15 protein-coding genes and 1 tRNA gene are annotated in these 17,406 nt (G+C 64.0%); 5 read left to right on the forward strand and 11 right to left on the reverse strand.

Annotation, left to right across the window (positions count from 1 at the left end; all coding sequences use genetic code 11):
• Positions 1-6 precede the first annotated feature (6 nt).
• Positions 7-921 (forward strand): LysR family transcriptional regulator, encoded by a 915-nt coding sequence (locus ABE528_RS14100; RefSeq protein WP_152956803.1) that lies wholly within the window; start codon positions 7-9, stop codon positions 919-921.
• A gap of 58 nt (positions 922-979) precedes the next feature.
• Here ABE528_RS14100 and ABE528_RS14105 read toward each other — a convergent pair whose 3' ends face one another.
• On the reverse strand, positions 980-1,885 hold the full coding sequence (locus ABE528_RS14105; protein ID WP_346653292.1) for a TauD/TfdA family dioxygenase: 906 nt from the start codon (positions 1,883-1,885) through the stop codon (positions 980-982).
• 36 nt (positions 1,886-1,921) lie between these two features.
• Positions 1,922-2,959 carry an ABC transporter substrate-binding protein gene (locus ABE528_RS14110; protein WP_346653293.1) on the reverse strand — a complete coding sequence of 346 codons (1,038 nt, stop codon included), beginning with the start codon at positions 2,957-2,959 and terminating at the stop codon, positions 1,922-1,924.
• A gap of 297 nt (positions 2,960-3,256) precedes the next feature.
• Here ABE528_RS14110 and ABE528_RS14115 point away from each other — a divergent pair, with 297 nt between their 5' ends.
• Together ABE528_RS14115 and ABE528_RS14120 are read left to right on the forward strand one after the other, a co-directional pair.
• Entirely contained in the window at positions 3,257-4,831 is a 1,575-nt protein-coding gene (locus ABE528_RS14115; RefSeq protein WP_346653294.1) for an ABC transporter permease, read from the forward strand.
• Positions 4,828-5,691 (forward strand): ABC transporter ATP-binding protein, encoded by an 864-nt coding sequence (locus ABE528_RS14120; RefSeq protein WP_346653295.1) that lies wholly within the window; start codon positions 4,828-4,830, stop codon positions 5,689-5,691. Before ABE528_RS14115 ends, ABE528_RS14120 begins: the two co-directional genes overlap by 4 nt.
• Here ABE528_RS14120 and ABE528_RS14125 read toward each other — a convergent pair.
• From ABE528_RS14125 to ABE528_RS14165, 9 genes are all read right to left on the reverse strand, one after another.
• Positions 5,688-7,859 carry a DUF6543 domain-containing protein gene (locus tag ABE528_RS14125; RefSeq protein WP_346653296.1) on the reverse strand — a complete coding sequence of 724 codons (2,172 nt, stop codon included), beginning with the start codon at positions 7,857-7,859 and terminating at the stop codon, positions 5,688-5,690. The genes ABE528_RS14120 and ABE528_RS14125 overlap by 4 nt on opposite strands.
• Positions 7,860-7,924: 65 nt before the next feature.
• Positions 7,925-8,206 (reverse strand): gamma-butyrobetaine hydroxylase-like domain-containing protein, encoded by a 282-nt coding sequence (locus ABE528_RS14130; RefSeq protein WP_346653297.1) that lies wholly within the window; start codon positions 8,204-8,206, stop codon positions 7,925-7,927.
• A complete protein-coding gene (locus ABE528_RS14135; protein ID WP_346653298.1) occupies positions 8,206-9,171 on the reverse strand; it encodes a HEAT repeat domain-containing protein in 966 nt (321 codons plus the stop codon). The genes ABE528_RS14130 and ABE528_RS14135 overlap by 1 nt, the downstream gene beginning before the upstream one ends.
• Complete coding sequence (locus tag ABE528_RS14140) at positions 9,168-10,019, reverse strand: ABC transporter ATP-binding protein (RefSeq protein ID WP_346653299.1); 852 nt, start codon at positions 10,017-10,019, stop codon at positions 9,168-9,170. The genes ABE528_RS14135 and ABE528_RS14140 overlap by 4 nt, the downstream gene beginning before the upstream one ends.
• Positions 10,019-10,801, reverse strand: a complete 783-nt coding sequence (locus ABE528_RS14145) for an ABC transporter permease (RefSeq protein ID WP_346653300.1) — start codon at positions 10,799-10,801, stop codon at positions 10,019-10,021. The genes ABE528_RS14140 and ABE528_RS14145 overlap by 1 nt, the downstream gene beginning before the upstream one ends.
• A 15-nt stretch (positions 10,802-10,816) precedes the next feature.
• Complete coding sequence (locus ABE528_RS14150) at positions 10,817-12,223, reverse strand: ABC transporter substrate-binding protein (protein WP_346653301.1); 1,407 nt, start codon at positions 12,221-12,223, stop codon at positions 10,817-10,819.
• A 122-nt stretch (positions 12,224-12,345) separates the two neighbouring features.
• Positions 12,346-12,591: a ferredoxin family protein gene (locus tag ABE528_RS14155; RefSeq protein ID WP_008096634.1), complete on the reverse strand. Its 246-nt coding sequence runs from the start codon at positions 12,589-12,591 to the stop codon at positions 12,346-12,348.
• A gap of 38 nt (positions 12,592-12,629) precedes the next feature.
• Positions 12,630-14,354: a fumarate reductase/succinate dehydrogenase flavoprotein subunit gene (locus ABE528_RS14160; protein ID WP_152956792.1), complete on the reverse strand. Its 1,725-nt coding sequence runs from the start codon at positions 14,352-14,354 to the stop codon at positions 12,630-12,632.
• On the reverse strand, positions 14,351-15,100 hold the full coding sequence (locus ABE528_RS14165) for a GntR family transcriptional regulator (RefSeq protein ID WP_152956791.1): 750 nt from the start codon (positions 15,098-15,100) through the stop codon (positions 14,351-14,353). The genes ABE528_RS14160 and ABE528_RS14165 overlap by 4 nt, the downstream gene beginning before the upstream one ends.
• A 198-nt stretch (positions 15,101-15,298) precedes the next feature.
• On the opposite strand from ABE528_RS14165, the gene ABE528_RS14170 reads away from it, so the two are divergent.
• Positions 15,299-15,375, forward strand: a tRNA-Arg gene (locus tag ABE528_RS14170).
• Between the two features lie 156 nt (positions 15,376-15,531).
• Entirely contained in the window at positions 15,532-17,262 is a 1,731-nt protein-coding gene (locus ABE528_RS14175; protein WP_346653302.1) for a dipeptidase, read from the forward strand.
• The last annotated feature ends 144 nt before the right edge of the window (positions 17,263-17,406 follow it).

Consider the following 17,406-nt stretch of genomic DNA (forward strand, 5'->3'; position numbering starts at 1 on the left):
TAGAAAATGCATATCGACCTCCGCCAGCTCCGCCACTTCATCGCCCTTGTCGAGCACCGCAGTTTTGTCGCCGCGGCGGCCGCGGTGAACCTGTCGCAATCGGCCTTCAGCCGCAGCATCCAGACCCTGGAGCACAACATCGGCTGCCGCCTGGTCGACCGTGCCAGCAAGGAACTTTCACCCACCCGCCAGGGCCTGCTGGTGCTGGAGCACTCGCGGCGCCTGGTGCATGGCGCGCATAACCTGGTGAACGAGATCCACCAGTTCAACGGTGCCACCACTGGCGTGGTGCGCTTCGGCTCTGGCCCGGCACCCGCTGGCGGCCTGGTGCCAAAGGCAGTGGCGCGCTTCGTGGCCGAGTACCCGGCGGCACGCACCTGCTTCCAGGTGGATAACTGGCAGGCGCTGAACCGCAAGCTGGTCGCCGAGGAGATCGAGTTCTTCGTTGCCGATACCCGCCAGTTCGAGTCCGACCCCGACTACCGCGTGCACAAGCTGGCACCGCAGCGCTGGCACTTCTGCTGCCGGGCCGGGCACCCGCTGACCGAGCAGGCCGAGGTGCATGCACGGGACGTATTCGATTACCCGCTGGCGACCACTTTCCGGCCGCCGAACATCCGCAAGATCCTCAGCGACCTCAGCGGTCGTCAGGACTTTCTGCCAACGGTGGAATGCGAGCATGGGTATGCGCTGCTGAACGTGGTGATGCAGTCGGACACCATTGGCATCGCCTGCAATGCCAACTTGCGGCCCTACCAGAGGGAGGGGGGCCTGGTCGCGTTGAAACTGGTCGACCTGGCACCGGAGCAGGAAGAGGCGTTCTACACCCGCTATGGGGTGGTTAGCCGGGTGGGATATGGCTTGTCGCCGTTGGCTCAGGGGTTGGTCAGGCAGCTGATTGCCTGTGATACCGAAAGCTGAAGGCCTTAATCGAAACCGAAGGAGCAGGCGAGCCCACTCCCACAGGGCTTCTCTAGGCTTACCCCTTACGGGTGGTCTGGCTCAACTGCCCATCCACCCCGACCGGCACTTCACCGGCCAAGGTCACCCGCCGCACCACCCGTGGCTGGGTGCCGTAGTCATCCACCGCATAATGCTGCGTGGCACGGTTATCCCAGATCGCCACATCCCCCGCCTGCCAGCGCCAGCGCACGGTGTTCTCCAGCCGCGTCACATGCCCCTGCAGCACCGCAAACAGATGCTGCGAGTCGGCCAGTGAATAACCCTTGATGCGCTTCACGAAGTGCCCCAGCTGCAACGCCCGTTCACCACTGATCGGGTGCACCCGCACCACTGGGTGCTCGGTCTCGTAGACGGTCGAGGTGAACACCTTGCGATAACGCTCAAGCTTCGCCGGGTCGACATCGGGCTTGATGCTCGCGTAGTCATATTCGTTGCTGTGCACTGCCCACAGCTTGTCGGCCAGTTCGCGCAGCGGCTCGGGCAGTTCCTGGTAGGCCGCCGCCGTGTTGGCCCAGACGGTGTCGCCGCCGGAGGCCGGCGCCACCACGCTGCGCAGGATCGAGGCCTTGGGGTAGGCATCGACGAAGGTCACGTCGGTGTGCCAGGAGTTGGCCCGCTGGCCTTCGGCGCCGTCCAGCTGGAGCAGGTAGCTGGTGCCATCCACCACCGGCACGGTGGGGTGGGCGACCGGCTCGCCGAGCAGCTTGGCGAAGCCCTCCTGGGCCTGGTCGTCGAGGTGAGTCTGGCCACGGAAGAAGATCACCTTGTATTTCACCAGGGCAGCCTGGATGGCTTCGACAGTGGCGCTATCGAGGTCGGCGGAAAGCTTCACCCCCCGAATTTCGGCACCGATGCGCCCGGCAACCGGATGGATGTCGAGTTCGAGGGCATGTGGCGCGGTGGCTAGTGCGGCATTGCTCATGGTCGTGGTCCTTGCGGTCTGGGTCGGGTTGAGGGTTCAGCGGGCGGCCTGCACGGCCTGTTGCTGTTGCAGTGCGGCATCGAGAAAGCGTGGTTCGATCCACTCGGAAACCTGGAAGCCGCGGCGGATCAAGCGCTCGCGGGCGGCCAGGTCGACGCCCTGCTGCAACTGGGCGACGAAGTCGGCATCGAGCCGGGGGTCGAAGTAATGGGCAAGGTCTTCCTTGGCCAGGTCATCGCTGAGGATGCTGCGAGGCCAGTTGGCGTTGCTTGCCACCAGGTCGACGTAAGCCTCGCGGTTATGCTCGTCGCGCAGCCAGCGGGTGGCCCGCTCCTGGGCATTGACCAGGCGCTGCACCAGTTCGGGGTATTTGCGAATGAAATCGCCCGTGCCGAGCAACACCGCCTGGGTGCTGCCGGCGCCTGCCAGGTCGCTGGAATTGACGGGCAGCTCGACCAGCCCGCGCTCCCGCAGCGACAGCAGGTTGGAAAGCCCCCAGGTGGCGTCGATCTGTTTCGCGGCCAACGCAGCGTTAGCGGCGTTGAAATCCAGGTTGATCACTTTCAGGTCACGCTCGGCCAGCCCCTGGCTGGCCAGGGCACTGGCGAACGACAGCTGGTTGGCAGTGCCGCGGAACACCGCCACGCGCTTGCCCTTGAGGTCGTGCAGGGTCTTGATGCCGGAACCCGGCACTACGCCCAGATAGCTCTTCACCCCGCGCACACCGGCGGACAGCACGCGGGTGTCGAGGCCGTTGGCCTTGCCGACGATCGCCGCCAGGTCGCCCAGGTAGGCGAAGTCAGCCTGGCCATTGGCCAAGGCTTCGTTGACCACGGGGCCTGCGCCCTTGAAGAAGTGCCAGTCGATGCGGATGCCGTCTTTGGCAAATTCCTTTTCCAGCAATTGCTGGTCACGCAGTACATCGACCACGCCGCCAGCACTGTGCTTGCTGCCAGCGCTCAGGTCGGGCACGGCGATACGGATGCTTTCCGGCTTGGCCGGCTCGGCTGCGTGGGCGCTCAGGGTAAAAGCCAGACCGAGGGCGGTGATCAGGTGGCGCAGAGGGGTTTTCATGGCAAGGCTCCTTGGCAGGCTGCCACCGGCGATGGCCGGCGCTTTGGCCAGAAGCTAGGCAGGTATGGTTAGAACCTACAAAGATCAAAACTTCATTTTTTAGTAACTGAAAGACATAACCGAGGATTCATGCGGTGCGCGGGGCGGCTTGCGGGAAACGCATGGAAAATATGAGGAAAACGCAAGGGCGAGGGGGTTTCGCATGCACGGCTTGCATGCTCTTATCTCTTGAATATTGCTTGTGTGATTTTTTAATTCCATAAGTGAATAACATTGGAACGCTTCGAGAGATGGCCGATGAATGGAGTGCTTAGCAGGAGATCGTGGTGGCAGCTGGGGCCGCTTCGCGGCCCTTTGGTGACACAAGGCCGCTCTTACCTGCTGCCAGCGTTGATTGCGCTGTTGTGGGTAGTGGCGAGCCGGCAGCACTGGATGAGCGAGCAGATCCTGCCGGCGCCGTCGCTGGTGTGGCAGAGCGCGCTGGAGTTTGGCTCCGGTGAGCTTTGGGGGCACTTGTGGATAAGTCTGCAGCGGCTGTTCTGGGGGCTGTTGGCGGGCGTCAGCAGCGGCTTGCTGCTCGGTACCTGGCTGGGCACCTCACGCCATGCGCAAACCTGGGTGCTGCCAACCTTCGTGGCCCTGGCGCAGATTCCCACCCTGGCCTGGATCCCGCTGTTCATGCTGTTCTTCGGTATCGGCGAGCTGCTCAAGCTGGTGGTGCTGGTGAAGGCTGTGGTGGTGCCGGTCACCCTGCACACGCTGGTGGGTGTACGCGATGCCCAGCCCAAGCTGCGCGAAGCCGCCGCCGCGCTGCGCCTGCCACGCCACTTGCTGTTCCTGCGCCTGCTGCTGCCAGCGGCCTTGCCCGCCTTCCTCACTGGGGTGCGTCTGGCCCTGGCGACCGGCTGGACTTCATCGCTCGCCGTTGAACTGCTGGCCTCGAGCGAGGGCATCGGTTACCTGATGGTCTGGGGCAGGCAGCTGTTCATGCTCGACCTGGTGCTGTTGTGCATCCTGGTGATCGGCCTGGTCGGTGCGCTGCTGGAACGAGGCTTTTCGACTCTGGAAAAGCGCCTGCTGTACTGGCCACAAGCAGCCACCGGCGAACAACAGCGCGGGCCCATTCCACGGGGCTGGCAAAGCCTGCTGCTGCCAGCGGCACTGCTGGCGCTGTGGCAGGCGAGCAACAGCTTGGGCTGGATCGACCCGAACATTCTTGCTTCCCCGCTGGATGTACTGCGCGCCCTATTCAGCGGCCTGGCCGATGGCTCGCTGCCAGAAGCCATGCTGCTGAGCCTGCAGCGCACCCTGACCGGCCTGCTCCTGGGTGGCGGCGCCGGCTTGCTCAGCGGGCTGTTGCTGGGGCTGTCGCATAACGCCGAACGTCTCTTCGGGCCAAGCCTGTCGGCGCTGCGGCAAGTGGCGCTATTCGCCTGGGTACCCTTGCTCACTGCCTGGTTCGGCCTCGGCGAAGGGGCCAAGAACGTGTTCGTCGGCCTCGCGGCATTCTTCCCGCTGCTGATCGCCACCCAGCGCGGCATCGCCAGCCTCTCGCCGCAACTGGGCGAGGCGGCCCGCACACTGCGCCTGAACCTGTGGCAACGGCTACGCCTGCTGGTACTGCCGGGTGCCGCCCCGGCCATCTTTGCCGGCCTGCGCTTGTCATTGATCTACGCCTGGCTGGGCACCATCGGTGCTGAATACTTCATGCCCTCGGACGGTGGCATCGCCAGCCTGATGATCGGCGCGCAACAACTGTTCCGCATGGACCAGGTGATGGCCGCAATGGTCCTGATCGGCCTGGTCGGCGCCCTGCTCGGCACCCTCGGCCAACGCCTCGAATCGCGCGCCACGCGCTGGAGAACCGCATGAACGCCTTCAATGCTTCACACCTGCTCGCGGCCAACCAGGCCGACACCACGCCGCCGCTGGTCAGCTTCGAAGGCGTCGGCAAAGTCTTCAGCGTCGATGGCCAGCCGTTCGAGGCCATCCGCAACTTCAACCTGGCCATCAACGAAGGCGAGTTCATCGCCATCGTCGGCGCCTCGGGCTGCGGCAAGTCGACCCTGCTGCGCCTGCTGGTCGGGCTGGACACCGACTACAGCGGCAGCATCCGCGTCGATGGCCAGGCAGTCAGCGGCATTGGCGGCGAGCGTGGCATCGTGTTTCAGGAACATCGCCTGTTCCCGTGGTTGACGGTGGAACACAACATCGCCCTGGGCCTGGTCAACGAACACCTGACCCAGGGCGAGCGCGCCCGTCGTGTGCACGAGTTTGTGCAACTGGTGGGCCTGGTCGGTTTCGAGTCGGCCTACCCGCACCAGCTGTCTGGCGGCATGGCCCAACGCGTGGCAATTGCCCGAGGCCTGGTGGCCAGCCCGCGCATCCTGTTGCTCGACGAGCCGTTCGGCGCGCTTGATGCCCTGACCCGCCAGCAACTGCAGGACGAACTGCTGGCCATCCGCGAACGCGCCGGCATCACCACATTGCTGGTGACCCACGATGCCGAGGAAGCCACCTACCTCGCCGACCGGGTGGTGGTACTGGAGCCGCGCCCAGGGCGGATCAAGTCGGTGGTGGAGATCGGCCTGCCACACCCGCGGCTGCGTACCGGTGTGGCCCTGCATGCATTACGCGAGCAGGTTCTGCACCAGATCACCGGTGACGGCGGCTACCTGCCGCCGCCAGCGCGCCGCGTGGAAGGGTTGCGGCCCGAACTGATTGCCCTTTAGGTCCAATCCACAACGGGGAAGAAGCGCTCGACCACAGCGTCATGCTGCACCCGTTGCAGGTAGGCCTGACGATCGAACGGCAGACCGCTGCGCATGGCGTAGACCGGTTTGCCGGTGGGCCTGGGCACTTCCCGCAAACGGATGCGCAGGAAGCGATAATGCGTGCCGCTGATCTCGCCGGCGGACTCGATCCGGAAGTAGCGCCCAGGCGTGAACAACACTTCAGCCTCCTGCCAGTTCAACGACAGCGATGCCACCGGCACACCACTGGCCTGGCCATCGGCGAGCAACTCGTACAAGACTGTGTGGTCATCGAAATGCCCCGCCACCTGCGCCAGCGGCAGGTCGACCGCCTCCTTGGGCAGCATGAACCGCCGCGGGATGTACGGGCTCTCGGTGAAGGACGTGACGTCGGTGCTGACCAGCACATCACCTTGGCGGAGTGCGCCAGCCCGCCAGCGCGCCCCGATGGTCACGCGCGGGCCACGGCCTCCGCGCCACAGCACCTTGGCGTCGCTGCCTGGCAGTTGCTCCATCGAGTCGAACAGATTGTCCAGGTATGCCCGCAGCTCGTCTTCAGGTATCGCCGCCAGGCGCTGCCTGCCGACACTGAACACATCGTTGACCTTGGCCATGTGGCCACTGTATTGCTCGATGAGGTTGTTGTGCACTTCACCTTCGTGCCTGAAGCTGTAGAAGCGCGCGCCTTGGCGCTCCACATGTGGGGTGCCGAATTCGTCCATCGGCGCCATGTGCCCTTCGAACTCGGGCAGGTCGGCCTGGTTCAGCAAGGCTCTGTGACGCTGGCGCACGGCGCGTGAAACCAGGTCGCTGGACGTCTCGTCCACCTCCATGTAGGTATCCCACTGTTCAGGGGCACCCTTGGGCAGCACCGAGAACACCGAAAACGCGATCACCAGCACGTCGCACAGGGCTGAGGTGAACGCTTCGATGCGCTGAGCCTGGGTAGGGGCATGCACCAACGCATCGATATCCAACCCCAAGCGGGCGCTGCCGAGTATGAACAGCACCATGCCAAAGGGCTGCCACGCCAAGGCGAACACACTCAGCACGGCGAGCGCGATACCCAGCTCATGGCGCCAGTATTGTTTGTGCAGGTCGCTATTGGAGACCAGTATGCGGTGGCTGGCCTCAACGTCATCCCTGACCCATTCGCTCATCTGTTCGAACAACGGTCGAGACACTTCAGCGCCCAGGCCAAACGGCCAGTGTGGGGCCGGCCCGGTGCCGCTGCGCTCGCGCAGTTTCTGTAACCCGGCCTTGCGCGCGGCCTCGTCTACCTCGGCGTAAGGCTTGTGCAGGGAGTCGTACCAGTGCTGGCCATCGGCACCGTGCAGCCGCCTGGAAACCCAGACGCGCAAGGCTACTACGTCATCGAATGCCTGCAGTACCACATCCGCAGTCGGGGTATACAGAAGAAACCGGCCACTGCGCAGCGCGAAGGTCAACAAGTGCCCCCCTCCGTGCATCGGGTAGTGCCGAACCGCGTATTCGGTGCTGCCACCTGGGCCACTCAAGCCGGCGAGGTTCAGGCGCTTCCCGGCTTCCAGGCCCAGCCACGTCCATAACCGCTGGCGATCCTCGGTGGTGATGTGGCCATCAACAAGGCTGCTCTCGATAGCCGAGATGAAGCTGACCTTGAGCAACACAGGCAGATCCTTGCCTTCGTTGCTCCAGAACCGGTCCGTGCGCTCACGCACCCCATTGGCAAAGTTGAGTTCCCAGAAATGTTTCCTGACCTTCACCGGGTCGAGCTTCACTTCGTTCTGCGCATCGAATGCCTTTGCATCCGGGCCGTCACGGTAAAAACCGTTCAGGCGAAAGAGCGTATCGGCATCTTCGTCTTGCAACTCGACATCGAGGCGCCTGATCCACAGATCGGTAAAGGTCAGTGAGCTGACGGGTGCCTGCTGATGCGTCCAGCCAGTGAAACAGCGGGCGCGCCGATTGTCACCGTCACGGAAGTGGTGCCACCAGACCTGGTCAGGGTCCAGCGCCATGCCGGCTTGCATCGACAGGTAAGCACTTGCCTGCTCATGCGCCAGTGAATGCAGGTCAGGAAATGCCTCACGATAACGCCGGGCCTTTTCCAGGATCGTCTTGGCGTCCTTGAGCCAATCAAGGCTCTGCTGGTACGGATCGTTCATGCTCATGTTCCTCGGTTCGAAAGCCTTGAAACTGCTCCGACCCGAGGTACTGAATGGGGGTACTGCTATGCCACCCCCAATCCGCGCAAGTATTCCCAGGGGTAGATCCCCCGTTGGTGCCCATCGCTGAACAGCAGTTGCACGCCGTAACCCTGCGGCTCGATGCCCTCTACTCGCACATCGTCCTGCACCACGCCGATCGCACCGCGCAAACGGGCAGCGCGGCACTGCGAGCACGGGCAGGCACCGCGCAAGCGCGCATGGCTGATGACCTGCTCGGCATCGTGCCATTGCACGGTCAGTTGCCCGGCCTCGCGCTGGTTGCGTATTGCGCTCGGGCTGTCCATCAAGCCGCCCCGCGCAGCTGCGCCAAAGCGATGCGCACGGCCTTGCGCACTTCCGGGTCGTTGTCCGCTTCAGCCACCTGCAACGCCGGCAAGGCGCGGGCCTGGCCCAGTTCGCCGAGCGCCAGCGCCGCTTCCTTGCGCAGGTTGGCGATACCGTGGCCCAGCAAGTCGGCCAAGGCATCCAGCGCCTCGGCATGCCGCAGCCGGCCCAGTGAACGGGCAGCGCGCAAGCGCACTTGCCAGAAGCCATCGCCCAGCGCCGCCACCAGTGCCGGCCCCGCCTGGGCATGGCCAACCTTGCCCAGCGTCGTCGCGGCTTCTTCGCGTACCTGCCAGGCCGGGTCGCGCAACGCGCCAACCAGCGCCGGCAATACGGCGAGGTCGCGCGCAAGGCCCAAGGCGCCAATCGCGGCGCGACGTACCTCGGTGTCGGGCTCGTGTTCGGCCAGTTTTGCCAAGGCAGGCAGCGCAGGCTCGTGCTTGAGCCAACCGAGAATACCCACGGCCTCGCGCCGTACGGCTGCGTCCTGATCCTCCAATGCCCGCAGCGCAGGCTTGGCAGCGTCTTCCAGGCGCAGCTCACGCAAGGCACGCAAGGCACTGGCGCGAACAAAGGCATCGGCATGTACCGTCCACGGCAGAATCAGCTGGCCGGCTTCCGGGCTCTTCAACTCGCTAAGGCTCTGCGCGGCAGCCAGGCGAACCGCTTCGGCGCCATCGGCCAACGCAGCGCACAGTGCCTGTACCACTTCCGGTTCCTCCCAGGCCTCCAGCAGGCGCGCGGCCTCGGCACGCACTTCGTCGGCGCCATCGACCAACAGGGCGTCGGTCAGCCACGGCAAGGCATCGGGGTCTTCCAGGTCGGCCAGTTCGATCAAGGCAATGCGCCGCATGCCCGCGTCATCGGCTTCGAGACGTGGCAGCAATTCGCGAATTTCAGGGTTGTCGGTGCTTCGTACAGTCATAGCGCGATCCTTAGCGACGGATGGTCGGTGGCTGGCAGGCCGAGTGGCGTCAGGCGCGGCAGTTCGCGGCCCTCTTCATGGCGCAGCAAGGCCAGGCAATGGCGTTTGAGGTGGGTGAATTCAGGGCTGGTCAACAGGCTGGCACGGCGCGGGCGCGCAAAGTCCAGGCGCAGGTCCTCGATGAAGCGACCGGGGCGCGGGCTCATCACCAAAATGCGGTCGGCCAGAAACAAGGCTTCGTCGATATCATGGGTGACGAACACCACGGTGGTGCGGATGCGCGCCCAGATGTCCAGCAGCAGCTCCTGCATGCGCGAGCGGGTTTGCGCATCCAGGGCGCCGAACGGCTCGTCCATCAACAGCAGGCGCGGGCGGTTGATCAACACCCGGGCAATCTCGGCACGCTGCTGCATGCCACCGGACAACTGGCTGGGCCAGCGCTCGGCGAAGTCGGCCAGGCCCACCAGCTGCAGCATTTCGCGTGCCTGCTGGCGGCGCTCGGCCTTGCCCAGGCCTTGCATCTTCAAGCCGAAGGCGACGTTGTCGAGCACGCTGCGCCACGGCAGCAAGGTGTGGTGCTGGAACACCATGCCGCGCTGCGGCGACGGCCCGGCGATGGCCTGGCCATCCACGCTCAGCTGGCCGCTGCTGGGCACCAGGTGCCCGGCCAGGGCGCCGAGCAGGGTCGACTTGCCGCAGCCAGACGGCCCGAGGATGCAGACGAACTCCCCAGGCTCCACGGTAAAGTCGAGGCGCTGCACCGCCTCGAAGGCTTCACGGCCTTGCCCCAGCCGAATCGACAGGCCATGCCCATCGATCCGCCCGGGGGCTGGTTGATTACGGCTCATCAAGCGGCCCTCCGCGTGCGGTACCAGGGCATGGCCAGTGCACCGAGGCGCTTGACCAGTGCGCTACTGCCCATGCCCAGCACGCCGATCAACAGCATGCCGACGATGATGTCCGGGTAGTTCTGCAAGGTGTACGACTCCCAGGTGTAGTAACCGATACCGAACTGCCCGGCGATCATCTCGGCGGTGACCAGGCAGAACCACGAGGTGCCCATGCCGATGGCCAGGCCCGTGATGATGCTCGGCAGCGCGCCAGGCAGTACAACTTCGCGCAGAATCGCCCAGGGCCCGGCACCAAGGCTGCGCGCCGAGGCCACCAGGCGCGGGTCGACGGCCTCTGCGCCATGCACGGTGTTGAGCAGGATCGGGAACAACGCGCCAGTGAAGGTGATGAACACCATCGACAGCTCCGACGACGGGAACATCAGGATCGCCAGCGGGATCCACGCCACCGCCGGTATCGGCCGCAGCACTTCGAGTGGTGGCAGCAAGGTGTCCTCGGCCCATTTCGAGCGGCCGATCAGCAGCCCCAGGGCCAAGCCCAGCAGCGCCGCAGCGGCATAACCGGCAAACACCCGCGACAGGCTGCTGCCCAGGTGCGCCAACAGGGCGCTGGAGGTCAACAACTGCCAGGCCGCATTCAGCACCGCCTGCGGTGTGGGGACATAGGTGAAGGTCAGCAGGCCAAGGTCCAGCTTGACGCTGGCCGCCACCTGCCAGAACAGCAAGCAGGCCAGCAGCGAAACCAGGCGCACGGGCCAACGCTTGAGGTCGCGGGTCATGTCGGTGCCTCCCGATCAGCGCTGGGCGACCAGCTTCTGGTTGGCACTGACGAAGTCCAGCGCTTCACCGCCGTGGGCCTTGGCGTACTGTTCGGCCTGGTCCTTGAGCAGGAACGCGGCCAGCTCGCCCTTGGTATTGCGCACGAACCAGGCCTGGTTGGCCAGCAGCTTGATGCCGCTGTCGGCAGCCTGGGCGTAGATCGCACGGATGTCCTTGCCTTCCTGCTCGAGCTGACTCAAGGCACCCAGGGCAGCCTCTGGCGAGGCGTAGTGGCGCACCTTGTCTTCACCGCGCACCCATATCTGCGCCAGGCGGCTGAAGTCGGTGATCGGCTTGCCCGTGAGCGCGTCGTTGGCCTTGAGCGGCAGCGGGTCGTAGTTCTTCAGCGCCTTGTCGTAGTCCTGGCCGGCCTGCTTGAAGGCCGCACGGATGTACTGGTCGTCGATGAACTGGTCAGTGTCGAGGCCGCGGTCGGTCTTCTTCAGCAGCTTCAGCGTATCAATGGACGTGGCCACCGCCTGGCGGTACTCCGGCTTCCAGGTCAGGTCGCGGGTCTGCAAGCCGAGCGGGCCGTGGAACAGGTAATTGACCTCGGCCTCGATGCCAGTGACCTTCTCGATCAGCTCGCTGTATTTCTCTGGTTCGGCAGCGATCAAGCGGTCGGCTTCAAGGCTGGCACGCAGGTAGGCGGTGACTACTTCCGGGTACTTCTTCGCATAGTCGGCATCCACCAGGGCGCCATGGAACGTCGGTGCATTGGCCTGGGCGCCGTCATAGATCTTGCGGGCAAAGCCGCGATTGGGGAACAGCTCGGCGAACGGCACAAAGTCGGCGTGGGCTTCGATGCGGTTGCTGCGCAGGGCGGAACCGGCGATCTCAGGCGCCTGGGCAATGATTTGCACGTCCTTCTGCGGGTCCCAGCCCTGGGCCGCGACGGCGCGCAGCAGCATACCGTGGGCGGTGGAGGCGAACGGCACGGAGATGGTCTTGCCCTTGAGCTCAGCCAGCGACTGCACCTTCGATGCTGCCGGTACGACAATGCCATTGCCGCTGCCATGCACACTGCCCGACAGCACGCTGATGAACAGGCTGCGCTTGCCGGCATCCAGGTGCGCGACGCCGTTGAACGAACCGGGGAAATCGGCCATGGCGCCGAAGTCGAGCTTACCGGCGACCATCTCATTGGTCAGCGGCGCGCCGCTGGTGAAGTTCTTCCACTCGACCTGGTACTGCGCATCCTTGTACTTGCCGTCGTGCGGCAGGTATTTGTCGAGTAGGCCCAGCTCGCGGATCAGCAGGCCGCCGGTGGCGCAGTTGATGGTGGTGTCCTGGGTGCCGATGGCGATGCGGATGGTTTCGCCGCTGGCGTTCAGGCCGGTGAGCGCCAGCGCGAGGCCGGCCACGGTTGCTACAAGGCGCATGGGTGTTTCCCCTCGAATCGTTTTGAGTTCTGGAATCGTCTCCGCCGCCCGGCTTGGGGGGTGGGAAACGAGGGGCATTGCAGGAAGGCGCGTCCGGTGGTTTGCCGGATGGCGGGGATGGATCAGCGCAGCAGGTACGGGATGTCGACCTTGACCGCGCCGGTGGGGCAGTCTTTCTCGCAGGGCATGCAGTACCAGCACTCGTCGAAGGCCATGTACGCCTTTTGCGTGGCCGGGTTGATCGCCAGCAGGTCCATGGGGCAGACCTCGACACAGACAGTGCAGCCTTTTTCGGCAATGCATTTGTCTTCGTCGATGGTTACCGGGGCGCTGCTGCGAAAGAAGATTTCCTGGGGCTGGTAGGCCATTTCACGGGGTCCTTGGGGCCTTCGGCCCTCTGTTTTAATCAGGCAGCGTCGGCTTTCACCCGCAGCCGGTCATAGGCGGTCTGTTCTTGGGCATCCAACGCAATCAGGTACGGTTCGATGGCTTTCTTGAAGCTGGTCATTGCACCGTCTTCGCCCTTTTTCAGATGGCAATGGCAGAACCATTCGCCATCGTTGCGCTCGGGGAAGTCCACCCGGTGGTGGTAAAGGCCCCAGCGGCTCTCCTCGCGGAACAACGAGGCCCGTGCTGCCATCTCGGCACAATCGCGGATCACCGCCACTTCCATCGCGCGCATCAGCTCATGCGGGTTGCTGGCCTTCATCTGGTCGAGATCACGTTCAATTTCGGCAAAGCGTGCCAGGCCGATTTCCATCTTCTTGGTCACCTTTGGCGGCTGCAGGTAATCGTTCACCATGCGCCGCAGCTTGTACTCGACCTGCGCCGGCGGCAGGCCATGCTCTCGCTGCAGCGGGGCGAAGACCCGGGCACGTTCGCGCTCGACCTGCCCGGTATCGACCTCGGCCAATTCCCGCCCGGCCACATACTGCGCGGCATTGACGCCGGCAAACCAGCCGTAGGTGAACGCACCGAGCATGTAGTTGTGCGGCACCGCAGCCATGTCACCCGCGGCATACAGGCCCTTCACGCTAGTCTCGGCCTTCTCGTTGACCCATACCCCGGAAGCCGAATGCCCCGAGCAGAAGCCGATCTCGGAGATGTGCATCTCGACCATGTGCTGGCGGTAGTCGGTGCCACGCCCGGCATGGAACTGGCCACGGCTGGGGCGTTCGTTGCTGTGCAGGATCTCTTCGATGTTCTGGATGGTTTCCTCGGCCAGGTGGTCGAGCTTGAGGAATACCGGGCCGTTGCCGCCTTCAAGCTCCTGGTGGAACTCCCACATCATCTGCCCGCTCCAGTAGTCGCACTCGATGAAGCGCTCGCCCTTGCTATTGGCGGTGTAGCCACCCAGCGGGCCGGTGACGTAGGCGCAGGCCGGGCCGTTGTAGTCCTTGATCAGCGGGTTGATCTGGAAGCACTCGAGGTTGGCCAACTCGGCGCCGGCATGGTAGGCCATGGCATAGCCGTCGCCGGCATTGGTCGGGTTCTCGTAGGTGCCCATCAGGTAACCGGACGACGGCAGGCCCAGGCGCCCGGCGGCGCCGCAGGCGAGGATCACCGCCTTGGCCCGCACGACGCGAAACTCGCCAGTGCGGCAGTCGAAGCCCAGCACACCGGCAGCAGCACCTTCAGCATCGAGCAGCACGCGGGTGCAGACCATGCGGTTGCTGATCTCGACCCGAGCACGCTTGAGCTGGCGATAGAGCACCTTCTTGATGTCGTGGCCTTCGGGCATGGGCAGCACGTAGGCGCCCATGTGGTGGACCTTCTTCACCGCGTAGTCGCCGGTCTCGTCCTTTTCGAACTTCACCCCCCAGCGGTCGAGTTGCTCGATAGTCTCGAAACTGTGGGTGGCATAGGCATGCACGGCGGCCTGGTTGACGATGCCGTCGTTGGCCACGGTGATTTCCTTGGTGTACTGCTCGGGCGTGGCATGGCCGGGGATGATGGCGTTGTTCAGGCCGTCCATGCCCATGCTGATGGCGCCGCTGCGCTTGACGTTGGCCTTGTCCAGCAGCAGCACGCGCAGGCGCTTGTCGTGCTCCTTGGCCTTGATCGCCGCCATCGGCCCGGCGGTGCCGCCGCCGATCACGATGATGTCGTAGTCCTGGGTTTCGATGCTCATGCCTTGCTCCCCTTCTGGCGGTCGATGCGCAGGCGGTACTGGAAGGCATCGCCGCGGTAATAGAGGTGTTCGAAGTCCAGCGGCGTGCCATCGGCGGCGTGGGTCAGGCGTTCGATGCGCATGATCGGCGCGCCCTCTTCCACCTCCAGCGCCTGGGTCAGGTCGCTGTCGGCCAGCACTGCGTCGATGGCCAGGTCGGCGTGACCCAGAGCGATGCCGCAGTCGTTTTCCAGCAGCAGGAAGATGTCACGGGTAACCAGGTCGGCCTTTTCCAGCTTTTCGCCGACGGCCTTGGGCAGCCAGGTCAGCTCCAGCGACACTGGCTCGCGGTTGATCAGCCGCACCCGGCGGATCTCGGTGACCAGGCTGCCCTCCTCGACCTGCAGCCGCGCCGCCACCAAGGCATTGGCTGGCACATGGCGGAAGCTGCGCAGGCGGTTGATCACCTCGTAGCCCATCTGCGTCATCGACTCGCCCAGGCCCTGCAGGGTGCTGACGTTCTGGAACGCCTTGGGTTTGGCGACGAAGGTGCCTTTGCCGTGGATCTTGAAGATCAGCCCTTCTTTCTGCAGATCACCCAGCGCCTGGCGCACGGTAATACGGCTGACATCGAACGCCTTGCCCAGCTCGCTTTCCGAGGGCATACGGCTGTGCGGTGGATAACTACCGTCGAGGATGCGCTCGCGCAGCAGCTCCTTGAGCTGGGTGTAGAGCGGTACCGGGGACAGGGGGAGCAGTTCGGCCATGGGTCTCTTCGCTAAGTCGGTGACTTGTTATAACAAGTTGTGACCAGATAATAGAGGGCATAAGAACCGTCAAGGAAATACTGATATCGCATATGAATAGATGGATTTTCGCTGGACTGAGCGGGCCACAGTGGAAAAACAGCCATAGATCAAGGCGATGGACGCCGCCGAATCAGATGGGTATCATGCGTGCGCGTTGCACTCGTAGCTCAGCTGGATAGAGTACTGCCCTCCGAAGGCAGGGGTCGTGGGTTCGAATCCCGCCGAGTGCGCCATACCTGAAAGCCCTGGGATCACTCCCGGGGCTTTTTCATTTGTGCGACATGTCGCGTTTCTGGCACTCCCGTGCCATGGGTCATTGGTGTTAGCGTGGGTCCCCTCCCGTCCCGACGGGTATCCCATAACAATGATTCGCGAAGGAATGCGTGCCCATGCACCTGAAAAAACTCACCTCCACCGCCCTGCTGCTGGCCAGCATCGGCCTGTTCACCCAACCGGCCCAGGCCAACCTCTCCCCGCAACAGTCCGCCGCCATCGTCAAGGCTTTCGACGGCAGCAACCCGGCCGACTTCAAGCAATTCCTCGGCAAACTCAAAGGCAGCGACCTTGCCAAGGCCGACAACCTTGCAGCCACCCTCGACGCCTACCTGGCCGGCAAGCCGCTCGCAGCCGAGCAGCAGAACGAGATCAACCGCCTGCTCGGCCTGTATACCCGCATCAAGTACGCCAAGGCCGCCACGGAAAACCTGCGCGAGCTGGTAGCCATCCCCACCTTCAGCGTCGACGGCGTGCCGCAGCACGAAAACCCCGAGTTCCTGAAGATGGCCGACAAGATCAAAGCCCTGGCCGAGAGCTTCGGCCTGGCTTTCCGCAATGTCGACAACCGCGTCTACGAGATCTCGCTGGGCGAAGGCAAGGAAGTGGTCGGCATCCACGCCCACGCTGACGTGGTGCCGGTCAACCCGGACAACTGGAAACTGGCCGACGGCACCCGCCTCGACCCGTTCAAGGTCACCCTGGTCGGCGACCGCATGTACGGCCGTGGTACTGAAGACGACAAGAACGGCATCATCGTCGCCCTGTATGCACTGAAAGTGGCCAAGGACGAAAACCTGCCACTGGCCCGCCAGTTCAAGCTGCTGATCGACACCACCGAAGAAACCAGCGGCGACGCCATCCCCTACTACTTCGAGCGCAACCCTACTCCCGACTACAACCTGGCGCTCGATGGCGGTTACCCGGTGGTGATTGCCGAAAAAGGCTACGGCACGGTCATGGCCAGCTTCAGCAAACGCCCGGCTACCGGCCAGGGAGCGGAAATCGTCAACCTGACCGGCGGCCTGGCGACCAACCAGATCCCGACGACGTCGGTAGCGACCCTGGTGGCAGACAAACCGGCGGAACTGGCCAAGCGTCTGGAGAAAGCCGGCGCCGACTATGTGAAGCGTCATGGCAATGACTTCAGCATCGACGCCAAGGTCGACGGCAACAACGTGCTGCTCACCGTGACCGGCGTTTCTGCCCACTCCTCGGAGCCAGAGTCCGGCGTCAACCCGGTGGCGCGCATGCTCGACTTCCTCAATGGCCTTGGCAAACAGGTACCACTCAAGCACAACCACTTCACCGATGCCGCCCGCTACGCCGCCGACAACTGGGGCCTGGATTACCTGGGCAAGAAACTCGGCATCGGCTTCGAAGACACGTTCATGGGCCCACTGACTACCTCGCTGACCTTCGTCGGCGTGGATGACAAGGGCCTGAAGCTGGCCGTTAACCTGCGTATTCCCAAAGGCAAGCCACTGGCCACACTCAAGGACCAGCTGGCCGACAAGCTGGGCAAATGGACCCGCCAGAGCCACACCTCGGTGGCCTTCGACTACAGCCTCGACGAGCCGATGTTCCGCAACCCCGAGGGTGAATGGGTCAAGGCGCTGCTCGATGTGGCCAGCGAGAACCTGGGCATGAAACACGCATTCGGCACCTCGGCCGGTGCCACCTCGGTGCATGACCTGCCCAACGGCGTGCAGTTCGGCCTGGCCATGCCAGATGTGAAGTACACCGGGCACAACGACAACGAGTTCAAGACCGTGGAACAGTTCATGCTCGATTTGCAGGTGGTGAGCGAGATGGTGGCGCGCATCGGGCAGATGCCGAAGCTTTGAGCAATGCTTGCAGCGGCGTAGCCATCCAACTACCATTGGCCCTGACTACGACGACAGCAGAAAATTTGTCGGCGGTGCTGCGAAGGCCTTGAAACACTGGGGTCATATGAAGGGAGATTGCAGGCAAAATGAGTCGTTCCACTT

The organism is Pseudomonas sp. TWI628 (genome assembly GCF_039673865.1).
GTDB lineage: Bacteria > Pseudomonadota > Gammaproteobacteria > Pseudomonadales > Pseudomonadaceae > Aquipseudomonas.

What these genes read in the sequence shown, in the direction of transcription:
- ABE528_RS14100 (WP_152956803.1), top strand. Translation starts at nt 7, where the DNA reads ATGCATATCGACCTCCGCCAGCTCCGCCACTTCATCGCCCTTGTCGAG.
- ABE528_RS14115 (WP_346653294.1), top strand. Translation starts at nt 3,257, where the DNA reads ATGAATGGAGTGCTTAGCAGGAGATCGTGGTGGCAGCTGGGGCCGCTT.
- ABE528_RS14165 (WP_152956791.1), bottom strand. Translation starts at nt 15,100, where the DNA reads ATGGCCGAACTGCTCCCCCTGTCCCCGGTACCGCTCTACACCCAGCTC.
- ABE528_RS14175 (WP_346653302.1), top strand. Translation starts at nt 15,532, where the DNA reads ATGCACCTGAAAAAACTCACCTCCACCGCCCTGCTGCTGGCCAGCATC.
- ABE528_RS14110 (WP_346653293.1), bottom strand. Translation starts at nt 2,959, where the DNA reads ATGAAAACCCCTCTGCGCCACCTGATCACCGCCCTCGGTCTGGCTTTT.
- ABE528_RS14145 (WP_346653300.1), bottom strand. Translation starts at nt 10,801, where the DNA reads ATGACCCGCGACCTCAAGCGTTGGCCCGTGCGCCTGGTTTCGCTGCTG.
- ABE528_RS14140 (WP_346653299.1), bottom strand. Translation starts at nt 10,019, where the DNA reads ATGAGCCGTAATCAACCAGCCCCCGGGCGGATCGATGGGCATGGCCTG.
- ABE528_RS14160 (WP_152956792.1), bottom strand. Translation starts at nt 14,354, where the DNA reads ATGAGCATCGAAACCCAGGACTACGACATCATCGTGATCGGCGGCGGC.
- ABE528_RS14105 (WP_346653292.1), bottom strand. Translation starts at nt 1,885, where the DNA reads ATGAGCAATGCCGCACTAGCCACCGCGCCACATGCCCTCGAACTCGAC.
- ABE528_RS14150 (WP_346653301.1), bottom strand. Translation starts at nt 12,223, where the DNA reads ATGCGCCTTGTAGCAACCGTGGCCGGCCTCGCGCTGGCGCTCACCGGC.
- ABE528_RS14155 (WP_008096634.1), bottom strand. Translation starts at nt 12,591, where the DNA reads ATGGCCTACCAGCCCCAGGAAATCTTCTTTCGCAGCAGCGCCCCGGTA.
- ABE528_RS14135 (WP_346653298.1), bottom strand. Translation starts at nt 9,171, where the DNA reads ATGACTGTACGAAGCACCGACAACCCTGAAATTCGCGAATTGCTGCCA.
- ABE528_RS14125 (WP_346653296.1), bottom strand. Translation starts at nt 7,859, where the DNA reads ATGAACGATCCGTACCAGCAGAGCCTTGATTGGCTCAAGGACGCCAAG.
- ABE528_RS14120 (WP_346653295.1), top strand. Translation starts at nt 4,828, where the DNA reads ATGAACGCCTTCAATGCTTCACACCTGCTCGCGGCCAACCAGGCCGAC.
- ABE528_RS14130 (WP_346653297.1), bottom strand. Translation starts at nt 8,206, where the DNA reads ATGGACAGCCCGAGCGCAATACGCAACCAGCGCGAGGCCGGGCAACTG.